This window comes from Corynebacterium gerontici (genome assembly GCF_003813985.1).
GTDB lineage: Bacteria > Actinomycetota > Actinomycetes > Mycobacteriales > Mycobacteriaceae > Corynebacterium > Corynebacterium gerontici.
Window position 1 is genome coordinate 158,918 of record NZ_CP033897.1, and the last position, 20,959, is coordinate 179,876.

Annotated in this window: 18 protein-coding genes and 1 pseudogene; 10 read left to right on the top strand and 9 right to left on the bottom strand. The window is 58.9% G+C overall.

Annotation, left to right across the window (positions count from 1 at the left end; translation table 11 throughout):
* Positions 1 to 11 precede the first annotated feature (11 nt).
* Positions 12 to 326, top strand: a pseudogene (locus CGERO_RS00770) (GtrA family protein); the annotation flags it as partial.
* Here CGERO_RS00770 and CGERO_RS10740 read toward each other — a convergent pair.
* Entirely contained in the window at positions 255 to 1,037 is a 783-nt protein-coding gene (locus tag CGERO_RS10740) for a phosphatase PAP2 family protein (RefSeq protein ID WP_123932863.1), read from the bottom strand. The pseudogene CGERO_RS00770 and the gene CGERO_RS10740 overlap by 72 nt on opposite strands.
* 88 nt (positions 1,038 to 1,125) lie before the next feature.
* On the opposite strand from CGERO_RS10740, the gene CGERO_RS00780 reads away from it, so the two are divergent.
* Positions 1,126 to 1,779, top strand: coding sequence for a glycerophosphodiester phosphodiesterase family protein (locus tag CGERO_RS00780; protein ID WP_123932865.1), 654 nt, complete (start codon positions 1,126 to 1,128; stop codon positions 1,777 to 1,779).
* Here the strand turns inward: CGERO_RS00780 and CGERO_RS00785 are convergent.
* Entirely contained in the window at positions 1,757 to 3,325 is a 1,569-nt protein-coding gene (locus CGERO_RS00785) for an aldehyde dehydrogenase family protein (protein ID WP_123932867.1), read from the bottom strand. The two genes, CGERO_RS00780 and CGERO_RS00785, sit on opposite strands and share 23 nt — an antisense overlap.
* 28 nt (positions 3,326 to 3,353) lie before the next feature.
* On the bottom strand, positions 3,354 to 5,504 hold the full coding sequence (betT, locus tag CGERO_RS00790) for a choline BCCT transporter BetT (protein ID WP_123932869.1): 2,151 nt from the start codon (positions 5,502 to 5,504) through the stop codon (positions 3,354 to 3,356).
* 271 nt (positions 5,505 to 5,775) lie between these two features.
* Here betT and betA point away from each other — a divergent pair, with 271 nt between their 5' ends.
* From betA to CGERO_RS00805, 3 genes are all read left to right on the top strand, one after another.
* The gene (betA, locus tag CGERO_RS00795; protein WP_206423924.1) at positions 5,776 to 7,548 is read left to right on the top strand and encodes a choline dehydrogenase; all 1,773 of its coding nucleotides are present in this window, start codon (positions 5,776 to 5,778) and stop codon (positions 7,546 to 7,548) included.
* Between the two features lie 33 nt (positions 7,549 to 7,581).
* Positions 7,582 to 8,475, top strand: coding sequence for a DUF5926 family protein (locus CGERO_RS00800; RefSeq protein ID WP_123932871.1), 894 nt, complete (start codon positions 7,582 to 7,584; stop codon positions 8,473 to 8,475).
* 80 nt (positions 8,476 to 8,555) lie between these two features.
* A complete protein-coding gene (locus tag CGERO_RS00805) occupies positions 8,556 to 10,103 on the top strand; it encodes an alanine/glycine:cation symporter family protein (protein ID WP_123932873.1) in 1,548 nt (515 codons plus the stop codon).
* Here CGERO_RS00805 and CGERO_RS00810 read toward each other — a convergent pair.
* Genes CGERO_RS00810 through CGERO_RS00820 form a run of 3 tightly spaced genes read right to left on the bottom strand, consistent with a single transcriptional unit; the run spans position 10,087 to position 13,203 of the window.
* Positions 10,087 to 11,385, bottom strand: coding sequence for an LCP family protein (locus CGERO_RS00810; protein WP_123932875.1), 1,299 nt, complete (start codon positions 11,383 to 11,385; stop codon positions 10,087 to 10,089). The two genes, CGERO_RS00805 and CGERO_RS00810, sit on opposite strands and share 17 nt — an antisense overlap.
* A 4-nt stretch (positions 11,386 to 11,389) precedes the next feature.
* Positions 11,390 to 12,070 carry a CPBP family intramembrane glutamic endopeptidase gene (locus CGERO_RS00815; RefSeq protein WP_123932877.1) on the bottom strand — a complete coding sequence of 227 codons (681 nt, stop codon included), beginning with the start codon at positions 12,068 to 12,070 and terminating at the stop codon, positions 11,390 to 11,392.
* Positions 12,067 to 13,203: an amidase gene (locus tag CGERO_RS00820; RefSeq protein ID WP_123932879.1), complete on the bottom strand. Its 1,137-nt coding sequence runs from the start codon at positions 13,201 to 13,203 to the stop codon at positions 12,067 to 12,069. Before CGERO_RS00820 ends, CGERO_RS00815 begins: the two co-directional genes overlap by 4 nt.
* Before the next feature lie 24 nt (positions 13,204 to 13,227).
* Here CGERO_RS00820 and pheA point away from each other — a divergent pair, with 24 nt between their 5' ends.
* A complete protein-coding gene (gene pheA, locus CGERO_RS00825; protein ID WP_123932881.1) occupies positions 13,228 to 14,139 on the top strand; it encodes a prephenate dehydratase in 912 nt (303 codons plus the stop codon).
* The gene (locus CGERO_RS00830; RefSeq protein ID WP_123932883.1) at positions 14,140 to 14,751 is read left to right on the top strand and encodes a histidine phosphatase family protein; all 612 of its coding nucleotides are present in this window, start codon (positions 14,140 to 14,142) and stop codon (positions 14,749 to 14,751) included.
* Here CGERO_RS00830 and CGERO_RS00835 read toward each other — a convergent pair.
* Together CGERO_RS00835 and CGERO_RS00840 are read right to left on the bottom strand one after the other, a co-directional pair.
* Positions 14,748 to 15,089, bottom strand: a complete 342-nt coding sequence (locus CGERO_RS00835; RefSeq protein WP_245998840.1) for a metallopeptidase family protein — start codon at positions 15,087 to 15,089, stop codon at positions 14,748 to 14,750. The two genes, CGERO_RS00830 and CGERO_RS00835, sit on opposite strands and share 4 nt — an antisense overlap.
* A 1-nt stretch (position 15,090) precedes the next feature.
* On the bottom strand, positions 15,091 to 16,068 hold the full coding sequence (locus CGERO_RS00840; protein ID WP_123932887.1) for a septum formation family protein: 978 nt from the start codon (positions 16,066 to 16,068) through the stop codon (positions 15,091 to 15,093).
* A gap of 37 nt (positions 16,069 to 16,105) precedes the next feature.
* On the opposite strand from CGERO_RS00840, the gene serS reads away from it, so the two are divergent.
* The 3 genes from serS to CGERO_RS00855 are packed head-to-tail and all read left to right on the top strand — an operon-like array spanning position 16,106 to position 18,911.
* Entirely contained in the window at positions 16,106 to 17,365 is a 1,260-nt protein-coding gene (gene serS, locus CGERO_RS00845) for a serine--tRNA ligase (RefSeq protein WP_123932889.1), read from the top strand.
* 2 nt (positions 17,366 to 17,367) lie between these two features.
* A complete protein-coding gene (locus CGERO_RS00850; protein ID WP_123932891.1) occupies positions 17,368 to 18,099 on the top strand; it encodes a lysophospholipid acyltransferase family protein in 732 nt (243 codons plus the stop codon).
* Positions 18,096 to 18,911 (top strand): HAD family hydrolase, encoded by an 816-nt coding sequence (locus CGERO_RS00855; RefSeq protein WP_123932893.1) that lies wholly within the window; start codon positions 18,096 to 18,098, stop codon positions 18,909 to 18,911. The genes CGERO_RS00850 and CGERO_RS00855 overlap by 4 nt, the downstream gene beginning before the upstream one ends.
* On the opposite strand, the gene CGERO_RS00860 is transcribed toward CGERO_RS00855, so the two are convergent.
* Positions 18,904 to 20,928, bottom strand: a complete 2,025-nt coding sequence (locus CGERO_RS00860) for an N-acetylmuramoyl-L-alanine amidase (RefSeq protein ID WP_123932895.1) — start codon at positions 20,926 to 20,928, stop codon at positions 18,904 to 18,906. The genes CGERO_RS00855 and CGERO_RS00860 overlap by 8 nt on opposite strands.
* Positions 20,929 to 20,959: the final 31 nt, after the last annotated feature.

Sequence of the window (20,959 nt, forward strand, 5' to 3'; positions counted from 1 at the left end):
TCTGGGGCCCTATGCCCGCAAACTTTCGCACAGCTTCCGCATTCCTCCTCGTTGGGATTGTGGGAGCTGTTTGCGATTTTGGTACTCGAAGCCTCTTGCTATCGCTTGATGGTGCGCCGTGGTTGGCTCGCGCCTGCAGTTATATTGTGGGTAGCACAGTTGCGTACTACCTCAATAGTTTCTTCACATTCGCCGGAGATCGATCTGCGGGCGAGAAACTGCGCGCCACTAGCGTGTACTGCTTGTGCTTTGGCTTAGCTGTGCTGGTGGACGCTGTGTTTCGGCATGGTCTGCCTGGCATCCACCACCTGCTGTTCTGGTCTTGGTTCTTCTCCCAAGCTGTGGCGACCGTGACCAACTTCCTGCTCCAAAGCGTGTGGGTCTTTAGCCGTGGTGGTGCGGACCGCTGAGGAAGTCCCCGTCGATGGCCTGCCCCACGCCATCCTGAGCGCCGGCAGGCAAATCAATGCAGTGCCCATGCCTACTAGGGCGCCAGCGAGGGTGTCGCTTGGGTAGTGGGCCCCCAGGTACACGCGGGCGAAGGCAGTGCTGAGGGAAAGCGCGATTCCCAGCAGCGCGGCTACGAGTGCAACCTGCTTGCCCAAAAACTTCAGTACCACCACCACGATCGCCGCACACAGCGCCACCATGCCCGTGACGTGCCCCGAAGGGAAGCTGAAGTCGAACTCGGGGATCACCTGCAGCGCAGCATCGGGCCGTGAGCGCTGGAAGAGGTGCTTGAGTAGCTGAGTGACAACGGAGGCGAATCCAACCACTCCCACCACGTACACCCCAGTGCGCTTATCGTTGCTCATCCACCACGAAAGGCCGCCAGCGATGAATGCCAGCAGCACGATGCTCACCGGCGTTAAGAGGTTCGTCAGCGCCAACATTGCCCCGGTGATCCGCTCGGTGCGGTGATCGCTGAGCCACGTCACTCCCGCCAAATCGATGGAACTCAGCGCGGAGGTGAGTGTGAGACAGCCGATAGCGATGGCCAGCAACAGCATGCCGATGCCGAGGAATTGTTTGTGCATGGGTCAGGATTCTTGCCCGCAAAACTGACAAAGTGCTGAGATTTTGACTCGAATTGCTGAGACTTTTGCCACCGGTTAGCTTGGAATTATGCACATCATTGCGCACCGGGGATTCCGCTCCCGCTATCCCGAAATGAGCCAGGTCGCTTTTGAAAAGGCCCTCGAACTGCCTATCCATGGTGTGGAATGCGACGTCCGCCTCAGCAGTGATGGTGAGTTGATGTGTTTCCACGACCCAACCCTCTTGCGGATCTTCAAGGATTCTCGCCGGGTGTCTACCGTCACCGCCGCCGAATTACGCGAACTCGGCGTGCTCAGCTTCGACGAACTGCTCAATATGGTGCTCGACTACAACAATCGGCACCTCTACATCGAAAGCAAACACCCCATGCGCTTCGGTCGAATGCTCGAAGAACAGATCGTGCTCAAACTGCGCTATCGCAAGCTTGTCGACGACCCCCGCATGCACTACATCTCTTTTTCAGCCACGGGGGTGCGTCGAATAGCTCGTATGGCCCCCAACATGCACACCGTCCGCCTCCTGCGCGACTGGGAGCCGTGGGGACGGGCGGAAGGATTGTCACTAGAGCACGCCAAGGCGCACCCGGAAAAAATTACCGACAACACCTACTTGTACACGGTCAATGAACCCGAAGATATCCGGTGGGCCGAGCGCCGGGGCATCGCCATGCTTGCCACCGACGTGCCGGATGTGGCTCTTAGCCAGCAAACCAACCAGTAACCGCGGGTGCAATGTTTTGATAAACATGCTTGAGCTCTTGGTATTCGGCTAGCCCAGTTGGCCCCAGCTCGCGTCCGTTACCCGATTGCTTCATTCCGCCCCATTCAGCCTGTGGGAGATAAGGATGGAAATCATTGATCCAGATGGTGCCGTGGCGCATTCCTCGGGCGACACGCTCAGCCTTGCCGGCATCCTGCGTCCATACCGCACCGGCGAGACCGTATTCGGTGTCATTGGCGATCTTGATCGCTTCTTCTTCCGTTTCAAAGGTTTCGATCGTGACGGTGGGGCCGAAAGCCTCGTCGTGAACGCAATCCATTTCGCCAGTGCACTCATCGATCACCGTGGGAAGGTAGAACCAGCCCTTGCTGAGATCCGTGTTGCCGGTGCCGTGGCTGCCTTCATTGTCTTCCGCGCTCGCTATACGGCCGCCACACAACACCTTTGCACCTTGCTCGCGGGCATGGTCGACGTAGTCAGCTACTTTTTGGCGATGTTCTTCTGAAATGAGCGCGCCTGTCTCAGCCGCGGTGTCTTCCGGACCACCCAACTTGATCTGCTTTGTTCGCTCTACCAGTGCCGCAACGAACTTATTCCGGATAGATTCCTCCACGATAATGCGAGAACCCGCCGAACATACTTGACCGGAGTGGACGAATGCGCCATTGAGAGCATTATCCACAGCCGCATCGAAGTCAGTATCTGCGAAAATAACGTTTGGGTTCTTGCCACCGAGTTCGAGTGCGGTGCGCTTAATCGTTTCTGATGCATTGCGCGCAATAAGCTTGCCGGTTTCCAAACCGCCGGTGAAGGAAACCATGTCTACCAGCGGGCTCTTCGACAGCGGATTACCACAGTTCGCACCTGCGCCCGTGATCAAATTGCCAACGCCAGCGGGCAAGCCAGCGCGTTCTAGGACGCTCATCAGCATCATCGCCGTATGTGGGGTGAGTTCCGCCTGTTTCAGGACGAAGGTGTTGCCCGCGGCGATCGCTGGAGCCACCTTCCAAGAAACCTGCAGCAGCGGATAATTCCATGGAGTGATCAAGCCGCATACGCCGATCGGTTCGGCGTCGATGCGTGAGCGAACTGATGGGTCACCTGGATCTACCACCCGTCCTGCAGCGTGCTGCGCGAGCGTGCCGAAGTATTCAAAGGCATTCGCAATGTCGTCCATATCCGCCTCTGATTCCGGAAGTCGCTTGCCGGTGTCTGCGGATTCGGCCGCGGCGAACTCATCTTTGTATTTGCGAATGAGCGCTGCCGTTTGCAGGAGGATTTTTCCGCGATCAACAGCCGGAGTTGCAGACCAAGATCCCGCATCGAAGGTACGTCGAGCAATCTCGATTGCCCGCTCTGTGTCGGCATCACTGGCTTCGGATACTGAGCCCACTTCCGTGCCATTTGCGGGGCAAACAATGGTGCGTGTCGCGCCGTCGGCAGCGGGCTGCCACTTGCCATCAATATACAGTGACGCGGGGCCTTCATTCGAGTGCACTCCACGCAGAAGTTCGCAGGTGGTTGGGTCGAAAAGCTTAGAAGTCACGAGTGTTCTCCTTAGTGAATAAGTCGCATTAATCTTGGCGCCAGTCCATGACCGGGGCTGCGCCTCCGGACATGTCAGAACGGCCTGGGATATCTCTTTGCATGTGCAAGAATTCTAGGTGGCGCTCATACAAGTCCAGCACGTTGTCGATCAATTGCTCCTGGGTATAGCCGAAAACGTCGTATCCCAGAGATCCTGTGTGATCGAATACCTCGAGTCGATAGTAGACCTCCCCGCCGGTGGTGTTTCGGGTGAAAGAAGGAACCGGATTTTCAACCGGGAAGAGTTGGTATCTGAAGTTCTGCTCCTCCTCTAGGTCCACTGTGAGATCCAAAGAGCGGACGGGAATATCGCAGACACTAGAAGCCACCAGGGTAGTATTCAGGCCCCTTTGGCGAAGCTCTTCCGCCACTTGTTCGAGCGCTGGCTGAACCGTCTTTTCCAGATACTGCTGACAGCGCGCGGCACTCGGCCAAGTGTTGGCGCGGCTTAAGCGTTTACGCCAGGAAACGGCGTGTGAGCCGGAGTCACTTCTGCCAGACATTGCTGCGTGAAGCGCAATTCCACGGGCCGCAGACTGTGTTCCTTCCATTCTGAAGGATCGGATCAGCCCGATCATGATCATGTACATCACGATCGAGAACGGCAGACCCATTACCACAGTTGCGGACTGCACGGTGGTGACTCCGTCGATCTGCAGCAACACGATTGTGAGAAGTCCGACCAGTACAGCCCAGAAAATGCGGGACCAAATTGGACCGTCCTGTGCGTTGTGATCAGTACGGGAGGTGAAGTTGCTCATCACCAAGGCACCGGAGTCTGCTGAGGTGATATACAGCAATAAACCGATGAGCGTTGCAAGCCCGATAAGGAAGAAGGAGCCTGGGTAGGTAGCCAGTAGATCGTAGAAACCTCGCTGAGGTTCCGCCATTGCGGCATCGCCGAAGGCGCTATCGCCACCGCGGACCAAATCCAGAGCGGAGTTTCCGAAGAAGCTCATCCACAACAGAATGAAGACGAAGGGGATGCTGAGGGTGCCAAAGACGAATTGTCGCAGTGTGCGCCCGCGTGAAATACGTGCAAGGAAAAGCCCAACAAAGGGGGCCCAAGCTACCCACCATGCCCAAAAGAAGAGGGTCCAAGAGCCCATCCATTGCTTTGTGTATTCGGCATCGTCGGAGAATGCGAAGGTGTCCATGGTCATTCCAGGCAGGGAAGAAACATAGTCGCCGATATTCATCACAAGACCGTCCATAAGAAAGGCGGTCCTGCCCGCGATCACGATGTACGCCATGAGTAAAAGTGCGAGGCCGACGTTAATTTCGCTGAGCATCTTGATGCCCTTGTCCACACCCGATACCGCAGAGATTGTGGCTACGCCGACCGAAAGAATGACCAATGCAATCTGGGCTGCTTGGCCTTCGGGAATGTTGAACATGACTTTTAGGCCGTAATTCAACTGCACCACGCCGATACCAAGGGACGCAGCTACCCCGAACACGGTGCCGAGCATCGCTGCAACGTCGACAGCATCACCAATCGCACCCTTGGCTCGCTTGCCGAAAAGAGGATAGAGCGCAGATCGAATCGCTAGTGGCATGTTCAGGCGGTATGCGTAATAGCCAAAGGCCATGCCCATGAGTGCATACATTGCCCACCCGGTGAAGCCGTAGTGGAACAGCGCCCACACCACTGCCTCGCGAGCCGCCTCTCGTGTCTCTCCGCCGCCCACTGGTGGCGCAAAGTATTGAGTTACTGGCTCCGCGACGGCGAAAAACATAAGGTCGACACCGATGCCTGCTGCGAAGAGCATGGCTGCCCATGAGAAGAGTCGGAACTGTGGACGGGAGTGGTCGGGCCCAAGTCTGATGGTGCCGGTACGCGCGAATGCGACTGCAAGCACAAAAATGATCACCACGGTGCCGGTCAGAATGTAAAACCAGCCGAGGTTGGTTGCGATCCATCCTGTCACCTTTCCCAGAACCGCTTCGGCGCTATCGCCGCCGAAAAACGCCCAGAGGGTGACGGCGAGAATACCCGCTGCAGAAGCGATAAACACTGGCCAATTCGTGGCCGCTGAGTGCTCCGGCTGTGTGCGCTGACTGCCTGCGCGAAAAGAGCCGACGATCACTTCTGTTTCTGGCTGTGTGCTTCTTGGGCTCGATTCAGCCACTGGCATCACCTTCCCGTTGGTTTCATCGATTTTGCATATATCCGAATTAACAATACACATGCGGGGGTAACCGAGAGTTTTTAGCCCTATTTCTCATTTTTTGGCAGAATTGATCAAGTTGGTCAGAAAGTGCCTGAATGGATAGGGGTAGCAGGGGTATTCTGCGTTCCGATTCGGGCATTTGTTTTGGATTTGAAATTGAATTTGGCGCGGGCAATTGCTTGCGGTGAATTGCAAGAAAGGAAGTGGCATTTTGCTGAAGAAGGCAATCCGGGCGATCAAAGACGGAGCTGCGTCTCGCCACGACACTGACGGTGAGGTGGTTGAAGATCGCCGGCGGGATGTGGTGATCGTCGGCGGTGGCTCAGCCGGATCTGTGCTCGCGAATCGGCTCAGTGAAGACGGTGAAACAAGCGTGCTGGTGCTGGAGGCTGGTCGCATGGATTCCCTGTGGGATCTGTTCATTCATATGCCCGCTGCTTTCTCTTTCCCTATCGGCAACAAGCACTACGACTGGGGATATGAGTCTGAGCCCGAGCCGGAAATGAACGGGCGCCGAATCTATCATGCTCGTGGCAAAGTGTTGGGCGGATCTTCCTCCGTCAACGGGATGATTTTCCAGCGTGGCAACCCCATGGATTATGAAAAGTGGGGAGCGCTGCCCGGGATGGAGCACTGGGATTACAAGCACGTGTTGCCGTACTTCAACAAGATGGAAACGGCGCTAGGAGCAGATCCTGATGATCCACGTCGTGGACACGACGGCCCGCTCAAACTCACCCGCGGTCCGGCCACCAGCCCCCTTTTCCAGGCGTTTTTCCGTTCTGTACAGGAAGCTGAGTATAACCTGACCAACGATGTGAACGGTTACCGACAGGAAGGCTTCGCCCCATTCGATCGGAACATTCTCGGTGGCAAGCGCCTCTCTGCTGCTCGCGCATATCTACACCCGGTGATGGATCGTAAGAACCTTGACGTTCGCACTCGTGCGTTCACCACCAGGATTCTCTTCGACGGCGATAGGGCTACAGGCGTTGAGTATGAGTGGAAAGGCAAGAAGCGTCGAGTATATGCCGAAAAGGTCATCCTGTGCGGTGGCGCTTTTAATACACCGCAACTTCTGCAACTATCGGGCATCGGCAATAAAGAAGTACTCGAAAATGCCGGTGTCGCAGTGAAGAAGCACCTGCCAGGCGTGGGTGAGAACCTCCAGGACCACCTCGAGGTCTACGTCCAGTACAACGTCACGCAACCGGTGTCTTCACAGCCCTACTTGCAGATGTGGCGTCGCCCATTCATCGGTCTTCAATGGTTGTTGAGCAAGAAGGGGCCAGTTGCTTCCTCGCACTTCGAGGCGGGCGGTTTTGCCCGTTCCAATGATGATGAGGCGTACCCAAACCTAATGTTCCACTTCCTGCCGATGGCAGTACGCTACGACGGCACCGTGATTGACAGTCCCCACGGATTCCAGTTCCACGTGGGGCCGATGTACTCAGACACCCTTGGACATGTGCACATTAAGTCCGCCGACCCGAAAGAAAAGCCAGAGATTATCTTCAACTATCTGGCAACCGATCAGGATCGTCGCGAATGGGTTGAAGCGGTGCGCGTTTCCCGTCGTCTGCTAGACACAGCAGCAATGAAGGAATACACGGACGGTGAGATCTCGCCAGGCATGGACGTGCAATCGGACGAAGAGATCTTGGAATGGGTTCGTAACGACGCTGAAACAGCGCTACACCCATCCTGCACAGCCAAGATGGGTCCAGTGGAGGATGAAATGGCAGTCGTGGATCCTGAAACGATGCAGGTGCATGGCCTCGATGGTCTGTATGTTTGCGATGCGTCGGTGATGCCCATCATTACGAACGGCAACATTTATGCGCCGGTTATCATGATGGCCGAAAAGGCAGCCGATTTGATCCGTGGCCGTAAGCCTTTGGACCCGCTGGATGTGCCCTTCTATCAGGCTAAGAAGGGTATGCCGTTGTACGCCGAAGGTGAGAAGGTTCGTGATCACGTAGACCGAATCGAAGGTGCGTGGCACTAGACGCGTAGCACCGAGGCGGTATGTTCTTTAAGCATGGCGAAAAAGAAGAAGCAAAAGGAACAACTGCCCGAGGGTATGAGCCGCAGGCAGGCGAAGCTGGCGGCTCGTGCTGCAGAGCGTGCCAAGTTTGAGAAGGATCCGCGTCCTTACGAGGGCTATGCCTTCGAAACTGATTTGGTGGCATTGCAGGAATTTGTGCCTTCGGCAGTGGCAAAGGTCAATGCTAAGGACAAGGACGTGAACCTCTGCACAGTGCTGCCTGGTGGTGGCGCGGCGCTGGTGCGCGAGGACGGCGACATTTTTGTTGCGCTGCAGACGCAGCAGCGTTCACAGAACCCGCACCGCGACCTCGCCTTCGCCCTGTCTTGGGCGCTGGATGCCAAGCCGGGCAGCGTGCTTGAAGTGGGTGTCGCTGATGGTACGCAACCCAAGCTGGAAGAGCTCATTGCTAAGGATGCTGAGCTTGAAATCCAGGAATTTCACGATTTCAACTGGTGGGTTCCGGACCCGAGTGCGATCACTCCTGAGTATGCTCAAGGGCTCCAGATGGCCAACGATTCCGTGCTGCCTTCGCAGCGGATCGATGCGCCTGCCACCGCTTGGTGGATCAACCCCGGCGAAAAGGCCCATATCCGTTGGGTTCGCCCAGAGGCTGAAGACGTGTTGATGAAGGCTTTGGCTCGAGTGGCCGCCAGGGAGGAACTGCACCTTGGCGAAGGTTCGAAGTTCGCAGGCGTGTTCCGCACCCACGGCGTTATCGTGCCCGTGTGGGATCTGGATCCAGAGCGTGCCCCGGAGAGCTACTCCAAGGACCTCGAAACCCTGGACGCTAAGTTGCAAGCAGAACTCGCTAACGATGCTGAGCTGAACGCGGAGGAGCGTCGACGCTTGGAGACGATCAATTCCCGCCAAGTGACAATTCGCTAACTCCCACCCCCGCGAGATGTGCGTCACAAAGCCTATCGGATTATAGTCGTCTGCAATTCGACTAGTAGATAGGAAAGCGCATGGCGGAATTCATCGATGCTCTCAATGGGCTGGTGTGGTCCAAAGGCCTCATTTTTCTGCTGCTCGGTGCGGGGGCATTCTTTACCCTGAGCACCGGCTTCATGCAGATCCGCTGCATCCCTGACATGATGCGGCAGATTCGTCAGGGCGAAAAGTCTGAAAACGGCGTTTCATCCTTCCAATCCCTCATGATGTCCCTGGCCGGGCGCGTCGGCGTTGGCAATATCGCCGGTGTGGCCACTGCCATCGCGTTTGGTGGGCCGGGCGCTGTGTTCTGGATGTGGGCAGTGGCTCTCCTTGGGTCTGCTACCTCCTTCATTGAGTGCACCTTGGGGCAGATCTTCAAGGAGCAAGACCGTGATACCGGCGAGTACCGCGGCGGCCCCGCCTACTACGTGGAAAAGGCGTACAAGCACACCAAGGCAGCGCCCGTTTTCCTCATCTACGCCATTATCTTGGCCGTCGTCATCATGGTCTCCACCAGCTACTTCATGCCTGGCGTGCAGGCCAATGGTGTATCCGCTGCCGTCGAGAATGCTTGGAACGTCGATCCAAAGATCACCGCAGCGCTGCTGGCCATTGGCTTGGCTGTCATCATCTTCGGTGGCGTGAAGCGCATCGCAACCTTCGCCTCCATGGTGGTGCCGTTCATGGCCGCCATTTACATCATTGTGGCGTTGATAATCCTCTTCACTAACTACCAGCAGATCCCGCACGTCTTCGGCCTGATCTTCAATTCGGCCTTCGATAAGGAAGCCGCCTTCTCTGGTTTCCTTGGCATGGCGATCCTCTGGGGTGTGAAGCGAGGCCTTTACTCCAACGAGGCTGGCCAGGGCTTCGGGCCGCAGCCTGCTGCGGCCGCCGAGGTTTCTCACCCTGCCAAGCAGGGCTTCGTGCAATCCTTCGCCGTGTACGTGGACACCTTGTTCGTGTGCTCCGCCACCGCGTTCATCATCATCTCCACCGACATGTTCCGTGTCTTCGAAGGCGGCGCAGAAGATGGCGCAGTGCGCTACCAGGGATCTTTGCCCGAGGGCGTACCGGTAGGCCCAGGCTTTGTTCAGTCGGGGTTGGATACTTTCGCCTCCGGTTTGGGGCCGAGCTTTGTGGCACTGGCGATCATGTTCTTCGCCTTCACCACCGTGCTTGCTTACTACTATTTGGCTGAAACCAATGCTGCTTACCTGATCCGCAAAGTGCACAACGCCGGTGTTCGTCGCGGCATCATTTTCGCGGTCCGAATCCTCGTGATTATCTCCGTCATTATTGGCGCGATCACCACCCCCGGTGCTGCTTGGGCACTCGGCGACATCGGCGCCGGCGCCACCGCATGGCTCAACGTCATCGCCATACTCATCATCCAAGTGCCGGCCCAAAAGTGCCTGTGGGATTACCGTAAGCAGAAGAAGGCGGGCCTTGAGCCGGACTTCGACCCCGAGGCCCTGGGCATCCGCAACGCCGACTACTGGGTAGAGCGCAAGCGCATCATGCGTGAGCAGAACCTACCCAATGGCGCGGTTGTCAGCGTGATCAACGAAGCCCGCTAAGCAACTCCTGCGCAGCAGCTTCATCCCACAACACCACGTTGCCCACCTCGGTATCGGCAAAGCCACCGACGGGCACCGTGGTTGTTTCAACTCCGGAGTGCATGGCTAGGCCAACGCGCGCCAGGTGCCAAATATGATCCTTTTGATCCACGGTGAAGGAACCTGCCACAGTGGAAATCGTCGGCAGTAGCCTAAAAGGGTTCAAGAACGTTGCCGGCGACGTGAGCTTGTTTACCAGCGCGGAAAAAAACTCTCGCTGCCGCTGAACGCGGTCTAGATCGCCCATCGATGTGGCGCGGGTGCGGACGTATCCAAGCGCAGTTGGGCCATCGACCTTCTGGCAGCCAGCCTGAATGTTGAGGTTGGCCAGGGGATCGTCGATAGGCTCAGGCGGACACACCTCGATGCCGCCAACAGCATCCACCACATTTGCGAGCCCGCCCATACCGATCTCGGCGTAGTGGTCTATGCGCAGACCAGTGGATTCCTCCACCGTCTGCTCAAGCAGAGGCGCGCCCCCCAAAGAAAAAGCGGCATTAATTTTGTCCATCCCATAGCCGGGGATGTTCACATATGAGTCGCGGGGAATCGAAAGTAGGGTCGCTTTGCCCCACGTGGGCAGATGTAGCACCATGATGGTGTCGGTGCGCATGGAGCCGATCTCGCCACCTGTGCCCAAGCGTTGCACGTCCTCTTCCGTCAAACCAGTACGAGAATCCGAGCCAACCAGCAACCAATTGGTGCCTGCGGTGTTCGCGATGTGTTGTGGGGGTTGAGCGTCCACGCGATTCAACTTTGTGTCCATCCACAGGCCACCAACAACAACGAACACCAGCACAAAAGCCAGTGCCCAGCGAAGCATGGAGAAACATCCCATGCGGGGCTTTCTCATCCGGGGTGGCTTGACTCGAGGCGGCGTTGAGCGTCGCGTAGGCTGCGCCATCGGTACCGCCTGTGCTGGCTCTGGCCTGCGGTATTCGCGCCTCGGCACGTATTGGCTCGGCTCAACAAAACGCTGCCGCGGGGGCACTTGCCTTGGTGGTTCCTGGCGCGGGGGCACTTGCCTTGGCGGTTCCTGCCGCGGGGGCACTTGCCGTGGTGGTTCCTGGCGGGACGGCTGCTGACGATGAGCAGGGCGCTGTCGCCGTTCAGCCCGCATCCGTTCGCGCCGGGCCTGCTCTAGGCGCTCTGGGTCAATTTGGAACCCTTGCGAACGGCGGCGAACAGGGCGGCCGTATCGATCACGGATCGGCTTGCCTTCAGCGTCGTGCTCATAATCCATAGCTCTAGAGTAGTAGTGTCTGGTACCCCACAAACGCCACCACATCGATCAATGTATGAGCAATGATCAGCGGCCACACCCGCCCCGTCTTATAAAAGTAGGCCCCAAACACCAAGCCCATCACCAGATTTCCTAAGCCTGCCGACGGCCCCTGATACAAGTGGTAACTGCCCCTGAGCACTGCTTGCGCCGTCATCGCTACCCAAGCCGAGCACCCTAATTCCCGCAGGCGAGTGATAAACCAAAGCACCACCACGGATTCCTCCGCAAAGCCATTCGCAAACGCCAAAGCAATTAACACGGGCACCGACCACCACGCCTGCAAAGCAGAAGGAACCACCTCGCTGCTGAGGCCGAAGTGAAGAGCCACGAGATAGAAAACCAGGCCTGGTATGCCGATCAGCGCAGCCAATCCGATGCCGGGAAGGACGTCTTTCCTCCCCACTGCTGGATATATATCTAGAAGATGGAGGGCTAACATGCCCCAGGCGATTAGCGTGAGCACCCAACACACCTGCAACCCAAAATTCAGCCACCCACCGTCGCCTGAATACAGCGTGGTCTGCTGCTGGTTGAGGGCTTCGGGTTGGAGGAGGGTGTCGATGAGTTTGAGTATTGATCGCACTCCGGACATGCCGAAGGTGATGGCGAGGACGATGAGGATTTCGCGTTTGGTTCGGCTCATGCTGCTTGGGCTGCGACGGCGAGGAGTTGTGGGGTTGTGGCTCGGATGGCGGCGAGGTGGATGGATGCGCCTTTGCCTGGGAGCGCGATGGCGGAGATGCCGGCCATGTTGCACATGGTGGCCCAGGGGGTCCATTGGGTTTGGGCGTGGAAGTCTTCTTCTGGGCTCATGGCGGAGAAGTGCCCTACTGGTGGAGGGTTGAAGGCGATGGTGGGGGTGAGCAGGATGTCGATGTCCCAGGCGCGCAGGAGTTGCTGGTGCACGCTGAGGAATTCGGCGGTGGCTGCTTGGGCGCGATGGCGGCTGATGTGGGTGCCACGTTCGCGTAGCCATGCCACGAGTGGTGATGCTTCGCCTTGGATTTTTGCTGAGCGTAGGGCAAGGACCTCGGAAAAGGCTTGGAAGGGTGCGTCGCCGTAGGGGCGCTGTACGCTCGTGACCTCATGGCCTGCGGCGCTGAGTTGGCTGGCGGCGGCGTCGACGGCTTCGAGCATGTGCTCGGCCACGGTGACTTCTGCGTGTACTGGTTCGGTGAGCACTCCGATGCGGTGCGGTTGCGCCGACTCGGGGCGGATGCGGTGGAGACGGTGGACGTCGGCAAGCGAAGTGCACAGGAAGCCTTGGGCGACGGGGTTGGCGCGGGCGATGTTGTGGGCGGGTTTGAAGCCGATGATGTTGCAACAGGCCGCGGGGATTCGGATGGAGCCGCCGCCGTCTGATCCGTGGGCGGCGCGGACGAGCCCCCTGGCCACCGCTACTGCCGCGCCGCCGGAGGATCCGCCGGGTGTGAACCCCGAGGGGGCGATGGGTGCTGCTTGGCCCACAGGTTCCGTGTAGGCGGTGAGTCCGAGTTCGCAGGTCAGCGTTTTGCCGGGGATGATGGCGCCGCGCATTTGGAGTGCGTGGAGAAAGGGGTCCGTTTCTGTTGCCATTCGGGTGCGGTGCACGCTGCCAAAGCTGGTGGGCATGCCGGCGACGTCGGCGAGGTCTTTGGCGGGGATGATCCATCCGGCTAAGTCCCCCTGCGCGCCTACTTGGCGGTGTGCGGCTTCGGCGTCGAAGAATGCGAATCCGTGCTCGCTTGGGTCCATGGCGGCGATGGACTGTGCAAGCGCTTCGACTTCCTCGTGCATGGGATCATGGTACTAGTTAGCGTTATGAGGATCGCGTTTTTAGGCCCCAGTGGAACCTTCACCGAAGCGGCATTGAAGGCATTTCAAGCCAGGGGAGTGGTGGCTGAGGCGGAGGCCGTGGCGGCGGCGAACCCACGCGAGGCAATTCAGGCCGTTCGCGCAGGCGAGGTGGATTATGCGTGCGTTGCCATCGAAAATTCCGTCGATGGACCAGTGACTCCCACCTTCGATGCGCTCGCCGAGGCGGAGGGTGCCCAGATCTACGCCGAGGTGGATCTTGCCATTGAGTTCGCCCTAATGACGCGAGGCTGCACCCTTGCGCAGGCCAAGAGCATCACCACGCACCCCGTGGCGTATCAGCAGATCCAATCGTGGTTGGGTGAGCACGCGCCGGGCATCGAGTTCATTGCAGCTAGCTCGAATGCGGCTGCGGCGCAGGCGGTGGCGGAAGGACGCGCCGATGTGGCGGCCGCCCCGGTGCACGCTGCGGAGATTTACGGCCTTGACGTGCAGGCGGATCACGTTGCCGACGTGCCCGATGCCCGCACCCGCTTTGTGCTCGTGGGAAGGAGCGGCAAGCCACCGGCGCGTACCGGAGCGGATCGGACCAGTGCCGTGTTTACGTTGCCAAACCGTCCCGGTTCCCTCGTGTCTGCCCTGGGTGAATTTGCGATGCGCGGGGTAGACCTCACACGCATCGAATCGCGCCCCACGCGCAGCGGCCTGGGCACCTACCGCTTCCACGTGGATATTTTGGGCCACATTGACGATGCCCCGGTGGGCGAGGCGCTCCAAGCACTGCACATGGCAAGCGAAACGCTGAGCTTTCTGGGATCATGGCCTGCAGAGGGGCTCACCAGAGTTTCGGGGCGCCCCGATGAAGCCGCGTTGCAGCAGGCGCGTCAGTGGCTTGAGCACATTCGAAAAGGAGCTTAGATGGCACGCATCATCCTCATGCGACACGGGCTTACCTTCGGCAATATCGCCCGCAAACTGGATACCCGTCCGCCCGGTGCAGAGCTTTGCGACGAAGGCCGTGAAGGAGCCGCCGCCGCCGGATTTGAACTTGCGCGCCTGAGCAACACAGTTGAGCTGGGGTGTTCCTCAGTCGCGATCCGTGCCCAACAAAGCCTGGTGGCCTGCGCGAACACTTATGAACAGGCCACCGCCCGTGCATTGGAACTGCGGGTGCTGCAAGGTTTGCACGAAGTAGACGCAGGAGATTTTGAAAACTCCAACAGCGAAGCAGCGCACGAAGCCTACGGCAACGCCATGCACGCCTGGCTCGGTGGCAATAAGGACGCGCGCATGCCCGGTGGTGAATCCGCCGAGGAAGTCATCGAGCGCATGATGCCCACCCTCGAAGTGTTGGCGCAGCAGGAACATGACGTGTTGGTTGTCACCCACGGCGGGGTGATGCGGATCCTCGGACACTATATTGGGGGTGTGCCGGCCGAACTCATCGCCCAAGTCCCCGTCAAGAACTCAACCTCGGTGGTCTTGGGAGAGAACTTCCGCTGCGAGTGGTGGGTGAACCGCGCCCTCTAGGCAATGCCCAGGCGGTGCATCTGTTCGTGATCCATGCCGAAGTAATGGCCGATTTCGTGCAGCACCGTAATGCGGATCTGCTCCACTAATTCCTCCCTGGTGGAGCAGTAGTTTTTCAGCGACTCGCGGTAGATCGTGATGGTATCGGGCAGAAAGCCCGCGTGGTCGAAGGTGCGCTCTGTCAGTGGCACCCCGGTGTACAGCCCCAGCGTGTAGGGGGAATTGGGGTGGGCGTCCTCGATGAGAACGGCGAGATTACGCACGCGATCGGTGATATGCGTAGGGATTTTCGCCAGGGCGGCGTCGACAAGCTCTTCGAACTCCTCGTCGCTGACCACGCTACTGTTCCACTTTCTGCAGTTCATCAGGGTTCACGATCGGCGCGCGCTTGGGACGCTGCGCCGGCGGCTGGCCATTGATCGTGAACTGATCCTTGGCGGAACCCTGCAGCGTGGCGAACTTGCCTTGATCGCCAAACACCAGCGCGCAATTCACGCTGTGGGATCCGGCGAGCCAAGAGTTGGAGGGCACCGTGGTCCAGAAGGGCTGCAGGGTGCTTTCGTAAAGGCGATCATCGCTGCCCAAATAATCCCGAGCTGCTTGGGTACACGCGGTGCGCAGATGCTTGTCCTGCTCCTCTGGGTTCGGCACCCGATCCGGGAACACAGGAGCCAAGTCCACCACCGCGGTCATTTCCAACTGATGGGGATCTTTGCAGTCAACGGCGTGGGCGCCACCTGCTGCGTCGGTGGCCACGCACTGACCCACCTCGAACACATTCGCCTGATCTTGCTCGGCGGCCTTACCCGTGGTGCTCAGAACGTTGCCGGAATCATCGGTGCTCTGTACCCCACACAACAAGGTGCGATCACCTGCATCCCATGACTCCTGCGGCGGCAGGATCGGGGCGATGGAGTATTTACCGTTGGGGTCGTAGGTTCCCCCCAGGTAAGCAACGGTGGGGTTGAAGCAGAGCTCCTCACGCAATTGCGCTTGGCGGGTGAGGTCTGGGCGCTGCGCATCGGGGCCAAACTCCGCGGCTGGGTAGGTTGCCAAATCTTCGCGGGACGATACTTCGAAGCGGTGCGGGCTGGCACAGTCGGTTTGCTCGAAATCTGCTACCTGGCCGTCTTTATCCGTCCAGGTGAGGCACGCCCCGACGTCTGCGGTGGTGAAAGAGGCAGCCTGCTTGGTTTCCACTTGCTTCATTGGCGTGGGCTCGCTGCCTGCTTCGTATGCGCCAAGACCGGCGCAGGCAATCAGCGCGCCAACCAAGAGTGCGCGTGCTGCGGATGCGGATCGCCACGATTGATTCATAGTGGCTTCCATCATGCCACGCGGTAGGGTTGGAGATGTGATTGATCTGAAATTCCTGCGCGAAAACCCTGACATTGTCCGTGAATCTCAGCGCACCCGCGGTGAGGATCCGGCCCTCGTTGATGAACTGCTGGTGGCCGATGATGCCCGCCGCCAAGCCATCCAGGAAGCAGATGCGCTGCGTTCTGAACAAAAGGCCTTTGGCAAGAAGATCGGTCAGGCCTCGCCGGAGGATCGTCCTCGCCTACTTGAGGGCTCGAACGAGCTTAAAGCAAAGGTGAAGGCGGCAGAGGAAGCACAAAAGGAAGCCGAAGCCAAGGTTTTTGAAACGCAGATGCGTTTGAGCAACGTGGTGGAGGGCGCACCTGCCGGTGGGGAAGACGATTTCGTGGTGCTGGAGCATGTTGGCACCCCGCCGGAGTTCGACTTTGAGCCGAAGGACCACCTTGAACTGGGTGAGTCGCTCGGCCTTATTGATATGAAGCGCGGCACCAAAGTGTCCGGTGCGCGCTTCTACTACCTCACCGGCGACGGCGCCATGCTGCAATTGGGCATGCTTACCCTCGCCGCGCAGAAAGCTCGTGCGCGCGGCTTCCAGCTCATGATCCCCCCGGTGCTCGTGCGCCCCGAGGTGATGCAGGGCACCGGTTTCCTGGGCGCGCACGCTGAGGAGATCTACTACTTAGAACGCGACGATCTCTACCTCGTAGGTACCTCGGAGGTGGCGCTGGCGGGCTACCATCAGGACGAGATTATTGATCTGAGTAACGGTCCGGTTCGCTACGCCGGTTGGTCTAGCTGCTTCCGCCGCGAGGCCGGATCCTATGGCAAAGATACCCGTGGTATCCTGCGCGTTCACCAGTTTGACAAGCTTGAGATGTTTGTTTACTGCAAGCCCGAGGAGGCTCAGGCACAGCACCAGGCGCTGTTGGAGATGGAACGTGAGATGCTCGCTGCGGTAGAGGTTCCCTATCGCATTATCGACGTTGCCGGTGGCGACCTCGGCTCTTCAGCGGCCCGCAAGTTCGATACTGAGGCGTGGGTGCCAACGCAGAACACCTACCGCGAGCTCACCTCCACCTCGAATTGCACCACCTTCCAGGCGCGTCGCCTGCAAACCCGCTACCGCGATGAGCAGGGTAAGGCCCAAACCTGTGCCACGTTGAACGGCACGTTGGCCACTACTCGTTGGCTCGTCGCTATCTTGGAAAACAACCAGCAGGCCGACGGCAGTGTGGTGGTGCCAGAGGCATTGCGTCCATTCGTGGGCAAGGAAGTTCTAGAACCAAGGAGCTAAACATGGGTTGGACGAGTCGCATGGGTTTTCGCATCCCCGAGGGATTAGAGCAGCTTCCCAAGCATCCCGAGTCCCGAGAGTTGGTGTATTCGCGCATCATTATTCCGGCCATCAGGGCGGCGATGAAAGCGCAAGGCCTGCAGATCACCATTGAAGGTGCAGAACACATTCCAGCGCAGGGTGCTGGGCTGATCGCATGCAATCACACCAGTTACGCGGATTTCATTTTCGCAGGTATCCCGGCTCAACTTCGCGGCAATCGGCTCGTTCGATTCATGACGAAGCGCGAAATCTTCGACGTCAAAGGCGTTGGTGTCTTGATGCGCGCCATGAAGCATATCCGCGTGGATCGGGACGCGGGTGCTTCCTCCAGAGAGGAGGCCGTGCGCAGGCTGGAAATGGGGCAGCTGGTGGGCATTTTCCCAGAAGGCACCATTTCTAAGACCTTCGAGCTCGGCACGCTAAAAACTGGCGCGGTGCGTATCGCTCAAAGCGCGGATGCGCCGCTGATTCCCATGGCCATGTGGGGTGCGCAGCAGATTTGGACGAAGGGTCACAAGAAGCGCCTCGGACGCCACAAGTTTGCCATTTGGATGAAGGTGGGCGAGCCCATCGACATCGCCGGTGACATTGAAGGCGCCACCGATCGACTCGCCGAGGCTATGCAGGCTTTGCTTGACGACGTCCAACGTGACTTTCACGCAACGCATGGGGAAGTGAAGCTCGCCCGATGACTCCCCGGTTGGTTGTCAGTGACGTCGATGGAACGCTGATTACTTCCCAGGAGCGAGTGACTCAGCGTTTGCGTGACGCCATTGCGCTGCTGGACGGGCGTGCCCAATTTGCGTTGGCCACGGGCAGGCCGCCGCGGTGGATCTTTCCGATCCTTGAACAATTGCCGCTGCGGCCGGTGTGCGTGTGCGCCAACGGGGCGGTGCTGTATGACTCCGCGAACGACAAGGTGCTGCATGCAACAAACCTTGCGCCAGGGGCCATGCGCAGCATCGTGCGTACTGCCCGCGAAGCTCTTCCGGGCGGCTGCAGTGTGGCGGTGGAGCGGGTGGGGGAGTCCGCGTTTGAGCACCCTGAAACATTATTCGTGGTGACCCCGGAATACATTCACGCCTGGGAAAGCTCAGAGCATGGCGTGGCGGAGGAAGAAGAAATCCTAGCCAAGCCTGCGATGAAACTGCTGCTGCGCTCTGAGCACCTCACCGCCTCCCAGATGCTTGAAGCGGTTGGGCCGCATATTCCCGCTGAACTGGCGCACGTGACTTTCTCTTTTGACGGCGGTTTGCTGGAGGTATCCGCGCCTGGTGTTGTGAAGGCCCATGCTTTGAAGATCCTCGCTGAGGATCTCGGCATCGATCGTGAAGACGTCTTGGCCTTTGGCGATATGCCCAACGATATTGAGATGCTGCGGTGGGCGGGTCACGGCGTCGCCATGGCGAACGCGGATCCGCGCGTGAAAAAGGCGGCCGATGAGGTAACGGCCGCCAATGATGACTTTGGTGTTGCTCGAGTACTCGAGCGAATTTTTAGCTAGCTTGGATATCCACCGCGCCCGTTGCCGGGTCGAAAGTGATGTAACCGTGCTGGAAATCTACGCGGATCAACCCATTGTCCGTGCGGTGCTCCATGTTCACCGGCAATCCAAGGGGGCCTGCTTCAAAGCCCTGCGCCGCCCAAGCGTCGCCGATCTTGCCCCAGAGAGCCTGTGCGCCGGTGCTGGGTGAAGAGACGATGATGCCCTTGTCAAAGAGCGCATAACTGACGTCTTCGCCAGTCTTTGAGGCGTACTTGGTGGTGCCGGAACGCGGGTTGCCGAGCACTGGCCCGTACTGCTTCTGGAGGTTATTCCAAGCCTTGGCAATCTCGTCATTGTCGGAGGCCTGCACAAGCTGATTGACGATCGCGGGGACGTCGGAAAGCTTGAGGCCCTTGGCAATGGTCACGTCACCCAGGGTGGCGAGGTCGAAGTTCTTGGGGGTTTGACCCTGCTGGAGATCCAACGCCAGGCCAAGCAGCGAGTTCAGTGCCTGGGTGGGGTTCATCGCTGCCAGAGACTTCAAGTAATCCTCGGCAGAAGCGGTGGTGTTCACCGTCGCGGTTTTTTCTGCTGCTGGCTTCGGCGCCGGAGCTGCCTGGGAGGTGGTCTTCTCTGCAGTGGTTTGAGTGGTGGTCTTCGTGGATGGCTTCGTGCTGGTCTTCTGTTCCGCAGTTGAGGGCTTCACGGCCTTGACCACTTTGTTGGCCTCGCTGGCAAGATCCGTGGTGGACTTGCCGGAGTTGATCTCGTCGTACTTCTTCTTGGCAATGGAGCGGATGGTGCCCATCGCTGCATAACCAGCATTGCCGGGGCAGGTGGTGGTGCCAACGTCGCGGTGCGCGAAGATGTTCGGCAGGGTGACCTGCTGGCCATAGGCGTACTTGGAGTAGCTAGTGCCTTCGGAGGTGTGGACACCGGAACCGACCGGGTTGAGGTGAGCCACAGCGGCGCGCCAGCCGAGGATTTCGCCTACGGCCTGGATGGTGGCGGCGGAAGGAGCCACGGTTTCATAGTTGCCCATCATGGACACAGCCCAGGTGTTCTCGTTGAAGCCACCTGCGTGGGCGCCCCACACGTCCTTGTTCAGTCCGCCGTAGCGGCCTTCATAAAGGTTGCCGTACTTATCGGCAAGCGATTGGTATCCGATGTCGCACCAGCCCAAGGTTTGGGCGTGGTACTGATAAATGCCGCGCACAATTCCCGGGGCCTGTGCGGGGCTGTAGTTGTTGGAACCAGCGGTGTGGTGCACGACCAGGCCGGAAACGCCGTCGAAATACTCGGGGGTTTGGCAGCGCATGGACTCATCTGCACCCCAACCTTTGCGGGAAATGATCTTGGGCATGCCATCGGAATCGGCAGCAAGGTTGATCCCGTTTTCCGGCAGTGCGGACTCGCCGCCGTCGACGAACACAACGTCTACGGCATTGGCTGGCGCGACCTCGGCAACGGGCTTGATGTCGCCAATGTTGGTTTTGAGCTCTTGCTGTGCGCTCTCAACAGCCTTTGCTGCCTTATTCACCTCGGTCTTGGCGGTTTCCGCCACGAGCTCAACGCCACTCATGGCTACCTGAACGGTGTTCGTTGGCTCGATGTAAATGAGGTCGGTGCCGCGCTTGCCGGAGCCACCGGCGCCGAAGTTCAGCGGTTCAGTGTCATACCACTCGGACCAGCTTCCGTCGGGGCGCTGTGCGCGGACGAATGCGGCGATGTCTTGATCGCCTTCCCAGGTCAGCGCGAACTGCGAGAAGGTCTCATCGCGGTGGAACTCCTTGACGGTGCGCTTGCCTGCGCCGCCCTGCGCGGCGATGGCGGCGTCGTCGATCGCGACGTTGATGCCGTCGGCGAGGCTTTGGGTGTCCAATGAGGCGGTGACGGGTGCGATGCCCTCACCGTCGGTGTTGATCACATGGGTAGCTTGGAGGCCCACCACGCCGGAAGCTGCTACTGCCAGGGCAGATAGGAGCGCTATGACCGGGCGCTGCTTGGTGGAAATGAGGCGGCGTCGCTGCTGCACGAAGTTCTCCTAGTGGTGATTTGTCACGTAA